Origin of the sequence: Streptomyces marinisediminis (genome assembly GCF_026262575.1) — a bacterium.
GTDB lineage: Bacteria > Actinomycetota > Actinomycetes > Streptomycetales > Streptomycetaceae > Streptomyces > Streptomyces marinisediminis.
The window spans coordinates 1-15510 of the sequence record NZ_JAPKFL010000024.1 but is presented as its reverse complement, the minus strand read 5'-3'; the positions used below and the strand labels follow the sequence as shown (position 1 = coordinate 15510).

Below are 15510 nucleotides of genomic sequence, written 5' to 3'. Positions count from 1 at the left end.
CCACCGGCGCCCGCCGCGGGTCGGCGTCCGGCTGCGGGCGGACGCCCGGCCGTCGCGCCCCGCACGCCGGCGCGGTGGACCGGTGCCACCCGGCCCTACCGCGCGCGCCGCTGGACCAGCGGGCGCGGGAGCGGGTTCAGCGGCGGCGGGGGGCGGCGCGGCGGTTGCCGGAGCGGCCGCCGGGAGCCTTCCTCGCGCGGGAGCGCTTTTCCTGGGGCTCCGGGGCGGCGGGGCGGCGGCCGCGGGTGCTGTTGACCGTCCGGCCCCGGACGATGCCGATGAAGTCCTCGACCGGGTCGGTGGTGCGGTCCTGCGGCCACGCCAGCGCGACGCTGGAGCACGGGGCGTCGGTCACCGGCCGGTAGGTGAGGTCCCGGCGGTGGTGCAGGCGGGCCAGGGACTGCGGCACGACGAGCAGGCCGACGCCCGCCGCCACCAGCTCCACCGCGTCCCCCGTGGTGGCCGGGCGGTCCAGCGCGGGGCGGCCGGGGCGGATCTCCCAGTCCAGCGTGTCGTCCAGGGGGTGGAAGACCACCTCGTCGGCCAGCTCCTCCGCGCGCACCTCGTCCGCCGCCGTCACGAGGTGGTCCTTCGGCACGACGACCACCGTCGTCTCGGTGTAGAGGGGGATGGCGCTGAACACCGTGCGGTCCACGGGCAGCCGCAGCAGACCGGCGTCGGCCTCGCCGCGCAGCAGGACGTCGCAGGCGTCGGCGGCGGGGACGTCGAGGAGGTGCAGCGGCGACCGGGGCATCCGCTCCTGCCACGTCCGCACCCACTTGCCGGGCGTCACGCCGGGGACGTACGCGAGGCGGAACGGGGGCGGGGGTGCTGCGGAGCCGGTCACCCGGCCAGGTTACCGGGCGTGGTCGGGGACCGGGCCGGCGCTCGATACCCTGGACCCCATGACGTCGCACCGCTCCACCCAGACCATGAAACCCGCGACCGCCGCCAAGAAGCTGGGTGTGTACCTCCAGGCCACCCCCGCGGAGTTCCAGGAGGGCGTCGTCTCCCGCGACGAGCTGAACGCGCTCCAGGCCGACCCGCCCGAGTGGCTGCGGGACCTGCGGCGCGACGGCCCGCACCCGCGCCCGGTGGTGGCGGCGAAACTCGGCGTGTCCATCTCCGGACTGGCCCGGGGCGGCGTCACCGAGCCGCTCACCAGCGAGCAGATCGAGGAGCTGAAGCGGGCGGAGCCGGAGTGGCTGCGCCAGGAGCGCGCCACGCAGGCCGAGGTCCGCAAGGAGGCCGCGCGCGTGAAGCGGAAGCAGGCCGAGGAGCGACAGGCCCGGGCCGACGCCGCCGGTGCGCGCGGAGGCGCGGGCCGCTGACCGGTGCCCCGGGCCCCGGCAGCCGGATCTCGGCGTGCCGCCCGCGCGTCGGCGGGGCGGTCGGCCCGGCGCGGCGCCGACGCAGCCCGCACCGGCCGCTCGTCCCGGCCCGGGCGGCCCGGACCGGCTGACCGCCCGGGTGCCCCGTGCCACCCGTGCGTTCCCGCGCGCTGAGCCGGTGGCACCGCCACCCCTGCCCGCCGGGCGGCGGGCCGCCCCGGGTGATGCCGCCGCCGGTCGCCATCACCTTCACGACGTCGACGCCGCGCGCCACGTTGCGCCGGACCAGCTCCCGGGCCGCGTCCGCGTCCGCCACCTCGCCGCCCAGGAACCAGCAGTGCCCGCCCGGCACGGTCAGCGGGGTGCCGGCCGTCAGGAGGCGCGGGCCGGGCAGCCGCCCGCGTGCGATGCCCTCCCGGAGCCGGACGGCCAGGCCGCCCCGGTCGCCGAGGTCGCGCGCCGTGGTGACGCCGGTGCGCAGGAGCTGGTGCGCGTGGCGGGCCATCCCCGCGCGCAGGTCCTCGGGGACGACGTGCACCGGGCGCGCCAGCGTGGGGGTCCGGGAGCCCTGGCCGGCCCGCGCCACGGTGTCCCCGGACCCCGCGTCGAGTAAGTAAGGCTTACCTAACTTATGGTGGTCCCGAGGCAGACCGGCCCTGCGCTTCACCGTCCGGGGCCGACGACTCCCGACTCCCCGAGAGCGAGCAGCCGATGACCACGGCGACGCCCCCCGGCGGCCTGTGCCCCGCGCCCGCCACGGCCGTGCGGCCCGCCACGGCGCGGGACGCCCCGGCCCTGTACCGCCTGTCCCGCCCCTTCGTCCGCGCCGGGGCGCTGCGCGCACGGCCCCCCGAGCGGTACGCGCGCGACGCGGGCGAGTTCCTCGTCGCCCACGGGGCGGGAGGTTGCGCCCACGGGGCGGGAGGCGGCGTCCACGGGGCGGGAGGTGGCGTCCACGGCTGCGTGGCCCTGCGCTGCCACCCGCCACTAAACGGCTCGGGTTCCGAGCGCCCCGCGGTGGTCTACAACTTCTGCGTGGCGTCGGCCAGCCAGGGCCGGGGAGTCGGCTCGGCCCTGCTCGCGGCGGTACTCGCCACGGCGAGGGCGCGCTCGGTGACGACGGTCTTCACCGCCACCACCGGCGACGGGGCGCTCTTCCTGCGGCACGGGTTCACCGCGTGCGACGGCGACGGCGCACCCGCCGCCTGGCGCGTCGCCCTCGACCCGCGCCGCGGCTCCACCGTCCTGCGCCTGCCCCTGACCGGGGCGGCCTGACGGCCCCGGCCCTGGGCCCCGGGGCCCAGGGACCCCGGGCGCCCGCCGGGAGCGGCCGGCGCTCAGGACCGGGGTGGCCGGGCGCGCCGGCGCGTGCCGGCCCGGCGCACGGGACGGTCCGTCCGCGCGCCCCACCGGACACCGGCCCACCCGCCGGGCACCCCGCACACGCGGAGGACGGCGCGCGGCAGGTGCGCGCGCTCCCGCGTGGCCCCGGAGCGAAAGGGGAGGGGAGGGGCACCGCGGGCGGGTCGGTCGCGGCCCCGGCGCGCCGCCGGTGTCGCGACCGGGCGGACCGTGCGCGACGCCGCACCGCGCCGGGGCGCCTGCGCCCGTCCGCCCGCACCGCGGCCGCGGTGCGGGCGGGGGGCCTCAGTAGAGTTCGACGATGCTCGGCGCGGCGAAGACGTGCCGGGCGCGGTGTTCGCCGCCGATGCGGATTACCGCGTCGGCCCGGTCGGGGTCCGCGCGGGTCTCCTTCGCGATCAGCGCGCGGTGCGTCGCGCACGTCGGGCAGGCGGCGTCCCAGTCGGGCAACTGGTCCTCGTGCGCGTCGGCCAGGTGCTGGGCCAGGCCGACCTGGGTGGAGAAGACCGAGTCCATCGGGTCGGGGTCCACACCGGGCCCGTGCGCGCGCCAGTGCTCCTCGGTGGCCCGCTGCGCGTCCTTCATCCACCGGTACCGGTCGGCGCACTCCTGGCACGCCCACATCCAGGCCGGTGGCAACGGCCATGCGTCCTCGGGCCGGGGCTCGCGCGCGCTCATTCCCACACGGTAGCCGAGCCGCCGCGGCCGTGCGGGCGGTTCGGCCGCACCGGCCCGCTCGCCCGAATGCGCGTGGGGCGGACCCGGATGAAGCGCGCGGGCGCGGGTACGTTGCGTGGAAGTGAGCTACCCCCGCGACGCCCGGCCCGAGCCGCCGGCCGACGAGACGCCCGACCCCCGGCGCTGGCAGGCGCTGGCCGTCTGCCTGATGGCCGGCTTCATCACGCTGCTGGACGTCTCCATCGTCAACGTGGCCCTGCCCGCCATCCGGGACGGCCTCGGCGCGAGCGCCGGAGCCATCCAGTGGGTGGTGGCCGGGTACGCGCTCTCCTTCGGCCTGTTGCTCGTGCCCGCCGGGCGGGTGGGCGACGCCCGGGGGCGGCGGCTGCTGTTCATGACCGGACTCGCCCTGTTCGCCGTGGCCAGCGCGCTGTGCGGGCTCGCGCAGTCCCCGGCGTGGCTGGTGGCGGCGCGGTTCGGGCAGGGGCTGGCGGGCGGGATCGTCACCCCGCAGGTCTCCGCGCTCATCCAGCAGCTCTTCCGCGGCGCCGAACGGGGCAGGGCGTTCGGCATGTTCAGCGCGGTGATCGGCGTGTCCACCGCCGTCGGGCCGGTGCTGGGCGGCGGCATCATCACCCTGTTCGGCGCCGAACACGGCTGGCGCTGGATCTTCTTCGTCAACCTGCCGGTGTGCCTGGTGGCGTTGGTCCTGGCCCGCCGTCTCCTGCCCGGGCCCGAGGACGCGGCGCGCCCGTGCGCGCGGGACCTCGACCCGCTCGGCGTCGTCCTGCTGGGCGCGGGGGTCGGCCTGCTGCTGCTCCCGCTGGTGCAGGAGCGCCAGTGGCCGGGCGCGGCCAAGTGGCTGCTGGTCCCGCTGGCCGCCGCGGTGCTCGTGCTCTTCGTCCACTGGGAGCGCCGCCACGCGCGGCGGGCGCAACCGCTCATCGACCTGCGGCTGTTCCGGCTGCGCTCGTACACCCTCGGCTCGCTGCTCATGCTCGCCTACTTCGCGGGCTTCACCTCGATCTTCTTCGTCTTCACCCTCTACCTCCAGTCCGGGCTGGGCTACAGCGCGCTCATGGCGGGACTGGCGGTGACCCCGTTCGCGCTGGGTTCCGCGCTCGCGTCGGTGGTCAGCGGCCGGCTGGTCGCCCGCTACGGCCGTGGGCTGGTCGTCGGCGCGCTGGTCGTCGTCGCCCTCGGGCTGAGCCTGGTGGTGGTCGCGGTGGCGTTCGTCCCGGGCCGTGGGGTGGGGTGGGCGGTGGCCGGGCCGCTGCTGATGGCCGGGCTCGGCGGGGGCTCGGTCATCGCGCCCAACCAGACGCTCACCCTGGCCGCCGTGCCACCCGCGCAGGGCGGCAGCGCCGCCGGGGTGCTCCAGACCGGCCAGCGCATCGGCTCGGCCGCGGGCATCGCGGCGACCGGCAGCGTGTTCTTCTCCCGCCTGGCGGCCACCGGCGACGACTGGGCCAGCGCGTTCCGCTTCAGCCTGGGCGTCTCGGTGGCCTTCGTGCTGGTCGCCCTGCTGGTCGCCCTGGCCGACCTGCGCACCCGGCGGCAGGACGCGCAGACGCCGACGGACGGCCGGTCGCGCCGGGGAGAGCTGGACAGATCGGTGCGGGATGAGTAGACAGGCACCCCAAGCTCCCGGCGGACGGGTTGATCCGGTCGACGACCCCTCCGCCGGGAGTTTCGGCTTCCCCGTGCCCCGACACCGCGTCAGTCGCCGCGGCAGCCGGGCCCGGCGGAGCCGGAGTCAGGACGTGCGCACGCCCCGGCGACAGGGGTGCACCGACCACACGCCCACCCGCGAGGTATCCATGGACACCGAATCACCCCTGACGCGCATACCCGGCCCTGCCCACGCCCCACAGGCGGCCGCGCCACAGGCTCCCGCCCCACGGGCGGCCGCGCCCGCCCCGGCCGCCGCGCCCGCCCCGGCCGCCGCGGACGCACCGGCCTCCGCGCGCCCCGACGCCGTCGCCGACCGGGCGGAGGCCGAGGACTTCCTGCGGCAGTTCCACACCGAGCAGCCCGAGCAGCCGGTGCCGCTCGCCCAGCGGCTGCACCAGGTCCGCGCCGCCATCGACCGCACCGGCACCTACCGGCACACCACCGAGGAGCTGGCCTTCGGCGCCCGCGTCGCCTGGCGCAACGCCAGCCGCTGCATCGGACGCCTGTACTGGAACAGTCTGCGCGTCCTGGACCGCAGGGACGCGACGACGCCCGACCAGATCCACGGTCACCTGTGCGAGCACTTGCGCCAGGCCACCAACGGCGGCCGCGTCCGGCCCGTCATCTCCGTCTTCGCCCCCGACACGCCCGCCCGGCCCGCTCCGCGGGTGTGGAACGACCAGCTCGTGCGCTACGCCGGATACCGCCGCGCCGACGGCACCGTGCTCGGCGACCCGGCCTACGTGGAGTTCACCGACCTCGTGCGCCGCCTCGGCTGGCAGGCGCCCGAAGGCCCCTTCGACGTGCTGCCCCTGGTGATCGAGACCGCAGGGGACAAGCCGCAGCTCTTCGACGTCCCGCCCGAGCTGGTCCTCGAAGTGCCCCTGACCCACCCCGGCAACGCGGCCATCGACGCGCTCGGGCTGCGCTGGCACGCCGTCCCGGCGATCGCCAACATGCGGTTACGCGTCGGCGGCGTCGACTACCCCTGCGCGCCGTTCAACGGCTGGTACATGGGCACCGAGATCGGCGCCCGCAACCTCGTCGACGAGGACCGCTACAACCTGCTGCCCGTCATCGCCGCCTGCCTGGGCCTGGACACCGGGGACGACGCCACGCTGTGGCGCGACCGGGCGCTCGTGGAGCTGAACGTGGCCGTGCTGCACTCCTTCCGGGCGGCCGGCGTCAAGATCACCGACCACCACACCGAGTCCCGGCACTTCCTCACCCACCTCGCCAGGGAGGAGCGCAACGGCCGGAGCGTGCCGACGGACTGGAGCTGGATCGTCCCCCCGGTCTCCGGCGGCATCACCCCCGTCTTCCACCGCTACTACGACGAGGCGGAGCTGCGCCCCAACTTCTCCCTCGACCAGCGCGCGCGACCTCGGCCGCGGCCGGTGCCCGGTCGGGCACTGACCCGGGCGCGGGCGGGGAGGGGGACGGGGCCGCGCCCGCGTCCCCGCCCGGCGCCGCCCGCGCCACCGGGTCGCGGGCCGCTCAGGGCCGGCGCGGGGCGGGGCGGTCGACGCTGTGCCGGACGAGGTCGCAGGCGTACTGGAACTCCTCCGTCAGCCGCGCCGCCTCCACCAGCATGACGCCGTAGGGCCGGCTCAGGTCGTCCACGGGCAGGGGGCTGCGCTCGGTGGTCTCCGCGAGGCGGCGCCACATCTCCTGGGCTTCCTCGGCGGCCTCGCCCAAGGCGGTCGACTGCGCGGCCAGCCGGTCCTCGTCCACCTCTCCGAGCTGCCGGCTGATCGCCGCCAGGCAGGCCAGGAGGTCGCCGTAGCCGTGCAGGAAGTCCCCGTACCCGGTGGACTCCTCGCGGTCGTGCCACTGGTCGAGGCTGCGGGTGAGGGAGACCAACTGCGAGCAGACGCGCTCCAGCGCCTCGACGACCGCCTGGTAGCCGGAGAACGTCTCCCCCGCGCGGTGGCGGTGCAGGAGCCGGCGGGGGTTGTACCACAGGCTCTCGCGCGCCGTCTCCATGGCGGAGTACGCCTGCGTCACCGTGCCGGACAGGGCCGCGGCCCGCCGCCGCCAGTGCCCGGTGCGCTCCTCGTCCAGCTCCCGCTCTTCGCGCAGGGCCGGGTGGATGTCGCTGATCAGGTCGCACACCGAGTGGGCGAGGTTGCGCACGCCGTACTCGGCGCTGCGATAGCGCATCGGCGGTAGCACCAGCAGGTTCACCGCCACGCCCACCCCGCAGCCGACCAGCACGAGCACGATGATCTGACCGAGGGCGTTCAGGCGGTCCGGCGTGCTGGTGGCGGCGATGTAGCTGGAGAAGGCGAAGAACGCGGCCGTCGCCACCTGGCTGCCCTGGGCACCCAGGTGGCGCCACCGTCCGATGGTGAGGGCGGCCAGGGCGACGAGGGCGAAGGTCATCAGATCGGGCCCGGCCAGGAAGCCCAGCACCCCCTGGAGCGCGACGCCGGCCACGACGGCGCCGACGTACCGCAGCGCCTGCACCACCGACTGGTACACGGTGACCTGCATCATCAGCACGGCCGAGAACGGGGCGAACGCGGGTGACTGGGCGTGCAGGAGCTGGCTGGCGATCGCCCAGGCGACGACGGCCGCCAGGGTGCTCTTGCCGACGACGAGCACGGTGTGCCGCTCGTGCGCGGCCGACCCGGCGGCCCGCCGCAGCCACTGCCCGATGCGGGCCGTGCGCGCGGTGTCGGCCGGGCGCCGCCCTTCGCCCGGCGTGGTGTCCGCTGTCAAGGGTCCTCCCGCACGATGGTTCCGACGAGCCGTACAGCACCACCACGTTCCCCCGCGCGCGGGGGGCTACCCCCGCGGTCGCGTGGCTTCTCCCACACCGGTGGCCGCGGTACGCCGCTCGGCGGGCCGGACGCCCCCGCGTCGTGACCGGTGGCACCCGGGCCGCCCCCGGCACCGTCCCGGCGGGGTGGCGTGGCCGCCGACCGGGGCGGCGGCCGTCCGCGCCGCCGGTCGGCGGCCCCGCACCGGTGAGATCACCGGTGCGCGCGCGGCCCGCGTGCGCGATCCTTGCGCGCATGGCGATCGATCCGCGCGGCACCGACCTGAAGCGCTTGTTGGACGAGGACCCCGGCGGCCCGGTGGTGATGCTGAACCTGCTGCGGTTCACCGAGGGCGGCTTCGCGTCCTACCGGGAGTACGCCCGGCACCTGAGCGAGACGTTCCTCCCGCGCTACGGAGGCGAGGTGCTCTACGCGGGCAGCGGCTCCACGGCGCTGGTCGCCGAGGACGGCCAGAGCTGGGACGCGGTGATCGTCGTGCGCTACCCCGACCGCGCCGCGTTCAGCCGCATGGTCGCCGACCCGGAGTACCAGTCGGTCACCCGCCTGCGCACCGAGGCCCTCACCGAAGCGGTCCTCCAGGCCACCACGCCCTGGTCCTGACGCGGGCACCGCCCCGCGCCCGCACGGCTCCCCCGGACCGGCCCCCGGTCCGGCTCGGCCACGGCCGGGCGGAGCCGGACCGGGCGCGGCCCGCCGGGACGGGCGCCGATCGCGGGGGAGGCGTCGGCCACTGGGGCGGCAGCGGCACGAGGGAAGGCGGCCCCGGGCCCGGCCGGTGCGTCCCCGGCGCCGTCGGCGGAACGCCTCGCCGCGCGGTGCCGGGCGGCGTGTCCGCCCGTTCCTCCGGCCCGCGGTGGGGTACCGGTGGAGCATGACCGCTGTACCCCCCGACCAGCCGGCGCCCCGGCACCGCAGGCCGCCCGGCACGAGCGACGACGCGGTGGCGGCCGCGGGCAAGATCTCCGAGGCCCTGGAGACCACCGAGCAGGCCCGCGGCCACCTCTTCGCCTTCCACCAGCTCACCGGGCGCGCGGACCTGTCCCTGGACGACGCCGCCGGGCTGCTGGAGGCGGCCGGCCACCCCGAGCTGGCCGAGGAGGTGCGCACCGAGCTGATCGGCCGCAACGTCGTCTCCGACCGCTGGTCCTTCCAGCTCGTCGAGGAGTACGACGACGACTACTACGCCACCTTCCGCAGCATGGAGGAGCGGGTGCGCACCGCGCTGGTCGGCGGCCGCCGACACGTGTTCGAGGCGGAGATGAAGGAGCGCCGCCGCACCCACGGCCACCCGTCCCACCGCGCCCGCCCCGCCTCCGCCGAGGGCACCGACGACCCGAACCCGTAGGCCGGGCCCGCCACGGCGCCCGGGGCGTGGCGCGCACCGCCGTGCCGGTCACGGGGTGAGTGGAGGGCCCCGTCGCCGCCCCGGCGCACCGCGCGGGACGACGGCCCGTGGGCGCGCGGACCTCCGCGGCCCGGGAGCCCGGAGCCGGCGTCTCCCGGGGTCACAGCCGGGATGGTGGCGCCAGGGGGCTGTCGGCCAGGTGGGCGAGGAGGTCGGCCGGGCCCTCGTAGATTCGGGCCGCTCCGGCCGCTTCGAGGTCCGCGCGGGGCAGGCCCCCGGTCAGCACGCCGAGGGCGCGGACGCCGGCCTCCGCGCAGGCCGCCATGTCCCACACCGTGTCGCCGACGAACACCGCCCGCCGCGCCGGGACCCCGGCCAGGCGCACGGCCTGCTGGACGAGGTCGGCGGCCGGCTTGGTGGCGTCCACGTCGTCCCCGCTGGCCGTGGCGTGCAGGACGTCGTCCACGTCGAGCGCGGCGCGCATGGCGGCCAGCTCCTCGCCGCTCGCCGAGCTGGCCAGCACCACCCGCCAGCCCCGGCGGGCGACCGCGCGCAGCAGGTCGGCGGCGCCGGGGAGGGCGGTGAGCTTGGGAAAGTACCGTGCGTACAGGGCGGTGTGGGCCTGCCGGACCCGGTCGCCCACCCGGGCGTCGAGCGCGTCCCCGAGCAGGTGGGCCGGCAGGCGGTCGGCGCCCATGCCGACGGTGCGGTGCACGTCCGCCATCGGCACCGGGTGACCGGCCTGCCGGAACGCCTCCCACCACGCCACGGTGTGCAGGTAGTTGGTGTCCACCAGGGTGCCGTCCACGTCGAACAGCGCCGCCCGCGCCTCGGCGTCGGGATCCGTCATCGCCAGCTCCTCGCCTTCTCGTCCCGGACGTGATCGACCCCCACCTGTTCCCCGTCCGGGCCGGGGCTAACCGCCGCCGCGCCCGGACGGGCGGGCCGCGGTCAGCGGGGCGCGGCGTGCAGCAGGCGCAGCACGTCCTCGTCGGTGAGCTGGGCGAAGTCGTCGTACCACTGGCCGACGGAGCCGAAGTCCCACGGGGTGGCCAGGGCGACCACCTCGTCGGCCTCGTGTCGCAGGGCGTCGGCCGCCTGGGCGGAGGCGACGGGGACGGCCAGGAGCACGGCGGCGGGGCGGTGGCGGCGCAGGGCGCGCACCGCGGCGGTGGCGGTCAGGCCGGTGGCCAGCCCGTCGTCGACGAGGAGCACGGTCCGGCCGGTCAGCGCGGGGGCGGGACGGCCGCCGCGGTAGCGCTCCTCGCGGCGGCGCAGCTCCGCCCGCTCCCGGGCCACGTCGGGCGCCATCCGCTCCGCCGAGAGGCCCAGGTGCTCCAGGGCGCGCGGGGCGAACAGCGGCGGCTCGTCCCCGGCCAGCGCGCCGACGGCCAGCTCGGGCTGCCCCGGGACGCCGATCTTGCGGGCCACGAACACGTCGAGCCCCGCGCCGAGCCGCCCGGCGACCTCGGCGGCGACGGGCACGCCGCCCCGGGGCAGCGCCAGGACGACCACACCGGTGGCGGAGCCGCCCCCCACCGGCCCGCCCCCCACCGGCCCGCCGTCCCCGGCCCGCTCGCGCAGGTGCTCCTGGAGCCGGGCGGCGAGCCGCCGTCCCGCGTCCCGCCGGTCCGCGAAGCGCATGTGCCGTTCCTTTCCTGACGGCGCCCGGGCGTGCGGCGCCGCCGGGCGCGGACGGGCCTCGAACGCCGGGTAGCCCGATGGCCGTCCGGTTAACCGGACCCCGCGCCGGAGCACCGGTCGACACCAGCAGGCACCGGCCGGCCCCTACCGGGCGCCCTCCGGCGGTTCGGACGGCGAAAGCGGGGGCGGCGGGGACGGGGGGCGGAAGCGGACGGGGGCCTCGAAGCGGGCTTTGCGCGCGGCGCGGCGCAGCACGGTGAGCACGGCGGGACCGGCCACCAGGACGCACACGAAGGTGGTGACGGCCCGCCCGGTGTCCCAGCCGAGTGAGGTGGCCACGTCGAAGGCGAGGTAGCGCTGCCACTGCTCGGTGAACGGCAGCCCCGGCAGGTAGGCGATGGAGCTGCCCGGGTCCAGGGAGAACGGCCAGAAGGAGAGGTTGAGCAGGAACCCGAAGAGGTAACCGGACAGCGAGCCGTAGCCGGCCAGGAGCAGGACCTCGCGCCGCCCGGTGGCCCGGGGGAGGAGCCCGGCCAGCATGCCCACGAAGGCGCAGCCGAACATCTGGTACGGCATCCAGGGTCCCACGCCGCCGGTGATCAGCGCGGAGGCGAACAGCGAGGTGCAGCCGAGCACGAACCCGAACCCCGCCCCGTACACCCGCCCCGCCAGCACCAGCAGAAAGAAGACGGTCTCGATCCCGGCCGTCCCCGCCCCGAGGGGCCGCAGGGCGGCGTTGACGGCCGAGAGCACTCCGAGCATCGCCAGCGCCTTGGAGTTGATGCCGCCCTCGGCGATCTCGGAGATCACCACGCTCAGCACCAGGAGCAGGAGGACGCCGAAGATCAGGGGTGGGGCGTAGTGGGAGGCGAACGCTCCCGGTGCCACCAGGAACGGCCAGAAGAAGGCCAGGAGTCCCAGGAAGGCGGCCATGGTCATGACGAGCGCCGCGCGGGGCCGGATGCGGATGGCGGCGGGACGGGACGCGGTCACACCCGGCCCCCGTCGCCGGTGAGGACGGCCGCCACCTGGCCGACGGTGAGGTAGGGCAGCGGGGCGAGGACCTTGGCCACCTGCGGGGCGAACACCGGGGAGGCGACGATGACGTCGGCCGTCGGGCCCTCGGCGACGATCTCGCCCTCGGCCATGACCGCGACCCGGTCGGCGGCGCGGGCGACGAACTCGACATCGTGGGTGGAGATCAGCACCGCCCGGCCCTCCCCGGCCAGCTCGTCGACGATGCGCACGAGCCGCGACTTCGCCTGGTAGTCCAGGCCGCGGGTGGGCTCGTCCAACAGTACCACCCCGGGCGCGGCGGCGAGTTGTACGGCGAGGACGAGGGCGAGCTTCTGCCCTTCGGAGAGGTCACGGGGGTGGGTGGCTCCGTCGATGCCGGGGGCGAGGCGGTCCAGGAGTTCCCGGGCCGTGGGCCCCGCGGCGGCGGACTCCGCGTCGGCCTGGGCGAGTTCCTGCCGCACGCTCTCCAGGTACAGCAGGTCCGTCGGCGTCTGCGGCACCAGGCCGACCAGGCGACGGGCCGCGGCCGCGGACAGCTCCCGGGGGTCCCCGCCGCCGGAGCCGCCGACGCGCCGGGCGCGCACCGACCCTGACCGGCGCGGCCCCGAGCCCTGGAGAGCCCACAGCAGCGAGGACTTCCCCGAGCCGTTGCGTCCCATGAGGGCCGTGACCTCCCCGGCCCGCAGCGTGAGGCCCACCTCCCGGACGGCCGCGACCCCGCGGTAGCTGACGGTGACGCCCCGCGCGGTCAGCAGCACGGGCGACGCGGGGGCCTTGGCCGCGTCCTCGACGGCGCCCTCGGCGCCGGCCGTGTCGGCGGACCGGGGCGCGGGCCTGGAGCGTACGGGTGGCGGCGCCGGGGCGAGGCGGGAGCGCAGCCCGGCGGCGGCCCGCCGGGCGTCGCGGATGGACAGCGGCAGCGGCGACCAGTCCGCCAGGCGGCCCAGCTCGACGACGGGAGGGGCGATCGCGGAGGTGCGGAAGACCTCCGCCGGGGCCCCCGGCTCCACCCGGCCACCGCCGGGGAGGTGCAGGACGCGATCCGCGTACTGGACGACGCGCTCCAGGCGGTGCTCGGCGACGAGCACCGTCACGCCCAGGTCGTGCACGAGCCGGGTCACGGCGGCGAGCACCTCCTCGGCGGCGGCCGGGTCCAGCGCGGACGTCGGCTCGTCGAGGACCAGGACCCGGGGGTGCGCGGTGAGGACCGAGCCGATGGCGACGCGCTGCTGCTGCCCGCCGGAGAGCTCGTACAGCGCCCGGTGCCGCAGGTCGGCCAGGCCCAGCAGGTCCAACGTCTCCTCCACCCGCTTGCGCATCGTGGCCGGGGGAATCGCCAACTGCTCCATGGAGTAGGCGAGTTCCTCTTCGACGGTGTCGGTCACGAAGCCGTCCAGCGGGTCCTGCCCGACCACGCCGACGACGTCGGCGAGCTCTCGGGGCGGGTGGTCGGCGGTGTCCCGCCCGTCGACGGTGACGCGCCCGTGCAGGGTGCCGCCCGTGAAGTGCGGTACCAGGCCGTTGACCAGTCCGAGCAGAGTGGACTTGCCCACGCCGGTGTGCCCGACGACCAGGCACAACTCACCCTCCTCCACGGTGAGGTCCACCTCCCGCAGCACCGGCTCGGCCATGTCGTCGTAGTGGACGGTGACCTGGTCGAAGGCGATCACGGGGTCTCGGCTTCCCCGGCGCCGCGTGCCGGCACCGCGTCGGACGGTCGGGCGGACGTACGGGCGGACGGTCGGACGGACGGGCGGGCGCCCGACCGGGCGGAGGCACCCGGCGGCGCGGGCGGCACGGGCCGCGCGGGCCGCTCGGGCGCCACGGGGGGCGGCGCGAGCAGGGCGGCGGCCCCCGCCAGCAGGATCGCCACGGTCGGCACCGGGGGCAGCGTCGGCCAGCTCAGCGGATAGTAGGACGGGTTGAGCGCGGCGGCGTCGAACCCGGCACTGACGAACAGCAGCACCGCCGACAGCACCCCGCACCCGGCGACCGCCCATTCGGGGAACCGCCACGGGTCGGGGCGGTACGTCGTACGGGTGACGCGGCGTCCGCCCAGGCGCAGACCGGCCACGCACAGCAGCGCGCCCGCGGCCATCGCCGGGAGGCCGAGCAGGCGCGGCGCGGTGGCGTCCAGCAGTCCGTACGCGCCGGCGCACAGCCCGCACATCCCGAGCAGCAGCAGCGCTCCGGTCAGGCGGCGCGAACGCCGGGTGGCCGAGCCGGCCCGGCCGTAGCCGCGCGAGTCCATGGCGGCGGCCAGCCGCAGCGACCGCTCCAGCGCGTCCTCCAGCACGGGCACGACGATGCCGCGCAGTGCGCGCGCGCCCGTGCCGTGCCCGGCGCGCAGCCGGCGCGCCCGGCGCACCCGCTGCACGCTCTGCACGAGCTGGGGCGCGACGCTGATGGACACGGTCACCGCGACCCCGAGTTCGTACAGGGCGCCCGGCAGGACGCGCAGCGCCCGCTTGGGGTTGGCCAGGGTGTTCGCCGCGCCGATGCAGCACAGCATGCAGGCCAGGCGCAGCCCGTCGGTGGCGGCCGAGAGCAGGGCCTCAAGGGAGACGGGCCCGCCGATCTGGATGCCCGCGTACCAGTCGGGGGTGGGCAGGCGGGGGAGGGCGAAGAGGAAGTGGTCCCGTGGTGTGGTGCCGGTGGCGAACACGGCGCGGAAGACCACCCGGATCGCCACCACCGTCAGCGCCAGGTAGAGGTAGTACACGAACCCGCGGGCCCACGGCGCCTCCGTGCGGCGCAGGGTGACGACGTAGCCCAGGACGGCGAGGACGAGCAGGAGCAGCAGCGGGTTGTTGGTGCGGCTGACCGCCGTGGCGAGTGCCAGCGCCCACACCCACCAGGCCAGCGGGTGGAGGGCGCGGGCCAGCCGCCGGCCGTCCGGGACGCGCCGCGCGCCGGGTCGGTGCCGGGTCGGGAGTGTGCCCGTCACCTTCGGTTCGTGCACCTTTCAGTCCGCACGGCGGCGGCGTCGCGCGGCGGCCCAGCCGGCACCGGCTATGGCCAGCACCAGCCCGGCCGTGGCCACCACCGGGAGCACCGAGCCGGTGTCGTGCCGTCCGTCCGCGCGGGGGGAGGCGTCCACGATGCGGGAGTCGTCCGGGGGCGGGGTGGCGGACGCCGGGGGTGTCGCGGGCGCCGTCGTACCGGTGCCCGCCGGGGCGGGTGCCGACGTGCTCGTGCCGTCGGTGGGTGAGGCGGGCGCCGGGGCGTCGGGGGGCGCGGTGTACGGCGGGGTGGGTGCGGGCGGCCGGGCGGCGGTCGGCGGCGCGGCGGGGGTCGTGGCGGGGGCTCGGCCGGGGGCGGGGCCGGTGTCGGTTCCGGGCGGCGGCGGGTCCGCCTCGCGGGTCGCCGCCGGGTCCGGGGGCCGCTCCCCGCCGGTGGGGCGGGTGTTGTGGGCGCGCAGTTGGTCGGGGGTGACGGTGGGGCGGCCCTTGGTGCCGCCGATGTCCGTACCGCCGAAGACCCACAGGTCGACGCTCCCGGGGCGGGGCTCGTAGAGCATGGCGCCGAGCTGGCTGTACTCCCAGTCGTCCGCCCCCGGGCCGGCGTGCCAGTAGGACCAGTAGGCGGAGGCGGGCGGGGTGAGGACGCAGGGCGAGTTCAATCGGTCGTTGCAACACCGGACTGTTGCAGCGAGCGTAGCTGTTCTTCGAAG

General features: G+C 77.0%; 15 protein-coding genes. 6 read left to right on the top strand and 9 right to left on the bottom strand.

The features are described from left to right. Positions 1–136: 136 nt before the first annotated feature. Positions 137–847 carry a LysR family transcriptional regulator substrate-binding protein gene (locus tag OSB71_RS18735; RefSeq protein WP_265949499.1) on the bottom strand — a complete coding sequence of 237 codons (711 nt, stop codon included), beginning with the start codon at positions 845–847 and terminating at the stop codon, positions 137–139. Positions 848–905: 58 nt separating this feature from the next. Here OSB71_RS18735 and OSB71_RS18730 point away from each other — a divergent pair, with 58 nt between their 5' ends. Both OSB71_RS18730 and OSB71_RS18720 read left to right on the top strand, forming a co-directional pair. Further along, positions 906–1331, top strand: coding sequence for a DUF5997 family protein (locus OSB71_RS18730; RefSeq protein WP_265949498.1), 426 nt, complete (start codon positions 906–908; stop codon positions 1329–1331). 711 nt (positions 1332–2042) lie between these two features. Continuing rightward, the gene (locus OSB71_RS18720; protein ID WP_265949496.1) at positions 2043–2606 is read left to right on the top strand and encodes a GNAT family N-acetyltransferase; all 564 of its coding nucleotides are present in this window, start codon (positions 2043–2045) and stop codon (positions 2604–2606) included. A gap of 372 nt (positions 2607–2978) precedes the next feature. Here OSB71_RS18720 and OSB71_RS18715 read toward each other — a convergent pair whose 3' ends face one another. Then, on the bottom strand, positions 2979–3371 hold the full coding sequence (locus OSB71_RS18715) for a hypothetical protein (protein WP_265949494.1): 393 nt from the start codon (positions 3369–3371) through the stop codon (positions 2979–2981). A gap of 208 nt (positions 3372–3579) precedes the next feature. Between OSB71_RS18715 and OSB71_RS18710 the strand changes: the two genes are divergently transcribed. Together OSB71_RS18710 and OSB71_RS18705 are read left to right on the top strand one after the other, a co-directional pair. Further along, on the top strand, positions 3580–5001 hold the full coding sequence (locus tag OSB71_RS18710) for an MFS transporter (protein ID WP_323055312.1): 1422 nt from the start codon (positions 3580–3582) through the stop codon (positions 4999–5001). A 190-nt stretch (positions 5002–5191) separates the two neighbouring features. After that, complete coding sequence (locus OSB71_RS18705; protein ID WP_265949491.1) at positions 5192–6640, top strand: nitric oxide synthase oxygenase; 1449 nt, start codon at positions 5192–5194, stop codon at positions 6638–6640. Here OSB71_RS18705 and OSB71_RS18700 read toward each other — a convergent pair. Beyond that, a complete protein-coding gene (locus OSB71_RS18700) occupies positions 6543–7769 on the bottom strand; it encodes an FUSC family protein (RefSeq protein ID WP_265949489.1) in 1227 nt (408 codons plus the stop codon). The genes OSB71_RS18705 and OSB71_RS18700 overlap by 98 nt on opposite strands. A gap of 296 nt (positions 7770–8065) precedes the next feature. Between OSB71_RS18700 and OSB71_RS18695 the strand changes: the two genes are divergently transcribed. Continuing rightward, a complete protein-coding gene (locus OSB71_RS18695) occupies positions 8066–8431 on the top strand; it encodes a DUF1330 domain-containing protein (protein ID WP_265949488.1) in 366 nt (121 codons plus the stop codon). Positions 8432–8702: 271 nt separating this feature from the next. Next, the gene (locus OSB71_RS18690; protein WP_265949486.1) at positions 8703–9176 is read left to right on the top strand and encodes a hypothetical protein; all 474 of its coding nucleotides are present in this window, start codon (positions 8703–8705) and stop codon (positions 9174–9176) included. A gap of 160 nt (positions 9177–9336) precedes the next feature. On the opposite strand, the gene OSB71_RS18685 is transcribed toward OSB71_RS18690, so the two are convergent. The 6 genes from OSB71_RS18685 to OSB71_RS18660 all read right to left on the bottom strand — a co-directional run bounded on the left by OSB71_RS18685 (position 9337) and on the right by OSB71_RS18660 (position 15459). Then, positions 9337–10026: an HAD family hydrolase gene (locus tag OSB71_RS18685; protein WP_265949484.1), complete on the bottom strand. Its 690-nt coding sequence runs from the start codon at positions 10024–10026 to the stop codon at positions 9337–9339. Positions 10027–10127: 101 nt separating this feature from the next. Beyond that, entirely contained in the window at positions 10128–10820 is a 693-nt protein-coding gene (locus tag OSB71_RS18680) for a phosphoribosyltransferase (protein WP_265949483.1), read from the bottom strand. A gap of 144 nt (positions 10821–10964) precedes the next feature. Next, positions 10965–11759 (bottom strand): ECF transporter S component, encoded by a 795-nt coding sequence (locus OSB71_RS18675; RefSeq protein WP_265949583.1) that lies wholly within the window; start codon positions 11757–11759, stop codon positions 10965–10967. A 50-nt stretch (positions 11760–11809) separates the two neighbouring features. Continuing rightward, positions 11810–13507: an ABC transporter ATP-binding protein gene (locus tag OSB71_RS18670; RefSeq protein ID WP_265949481.1), complete on the bottom strand. Its 1698-nt coding sequence runs from the start codon at positions 13505–13507 to the stop codon at positions 11810–11812. Next, positions 13504–14784 carry a CbiQ family ECF transporter T component gene (locus OSB71_RS18665; protein ID WP_265949479.1) on the bottom strand — a complete coding sequence of 427 codons (1281 nt, stop codon included), beginning with the start codon at positions 14782–14784 and terminating at the stop codon, positions 13504–13506. Before OSB71_RS18665 ends, OSB71_RS18670 begins: the two co-directional genes overlap by 4 nt. Positions 14785–14802: 18 nt before the next feature. After that, positions 14803–15459, bottom strand: a complete 657-nt coding sequence (locus tag OSB71_RS18660; RefSeq protein ID WP_323055310.1) for a hypothetical protein — start codon at positions 15457–15459, stop codon at positions 14803–14805. Between the last annotated feature and the right edge of the window lie 51 nt (positions 15460–15510).

What these genes read in the sequence shown, in the direction of transcription:
- OSB71_RS18695 (WP_265949488.1), top strand. Translation starts at nt 8,066, where the DNA reads ATGGCGATCGATCCGCGCGGCACCGACCTGAAGCGCTTGTTGGACGAG.
- OSB71_RS18730 (WP_265949498.1), top strand. Translation starts at nt 906, where the DNA reads ATGACGTCGCACCGCTCCACCCAGACCATGAAACCCGCGACCGCCGCC.
- OSB71_RS18690 (WP_265949486.1), top strand. Translation starts at nt 8,703, where the DNA reads ATGACCGCTGTACCCCCCGACCAGCCGGCGCCCCGGCACCGCAGGCCG.
- OSB71_RS18685 (WP_265949484.1), bottom strand. Translation starts at nt 10,026, where the DNA reads ATGACGGATCCCGACGCCGAGGCGCGGGCGGCGCTGTTCGACGTGGAC.
- OSB71_RS18715 (WP_265949494.1), bottom strand. Translation starts at nt 3,371, where the DNA reads ATGAGCGCGCGCGAGCCCCGGCCCGAGGACGCATGGCCGTTGCCACCG.
- OSB71_RS18680 (WP_265949483.1), bottom strand. Translation starts at nt 10,820, where the DNA reads ATGCGCTTCGCGGACCGGCGGGACGCGGGACGGCGGCTCGCCGCCCGG.
- OSB71_RS18710 (WP_323055312.1), top strand. Translation starts at nt 3,580, where the DNA reads ATGGCCGGCTTCATCACGCTGCTGGACGTCTCCATCGTCAACGTGGCC.
- OSB71_RS18720 (WP_265949496.1), top strand. Translation starts at nt 2,043, where the DNA reads ATGACCACGGCGACGCCCCCCGGCGGCCTGTGCCCCGCGCCCGCCACG.
- OSB71_RS18705 (WP_265949491.1), top strand. Translation starts at nt 5,192, where the DNA reads ATGGACACCGAATCACCCCTGACGCGCATACCCGGCCCTGCCCACGCC.
- OSB71_RS18675 (WP_265949583.1), bottom strand. Translation starts at nt 11,759, where the DNA reads ATGACCATGGCCGCCTTCCTGGGACTCCTGGCCTTCTTCTGGCCGTTC.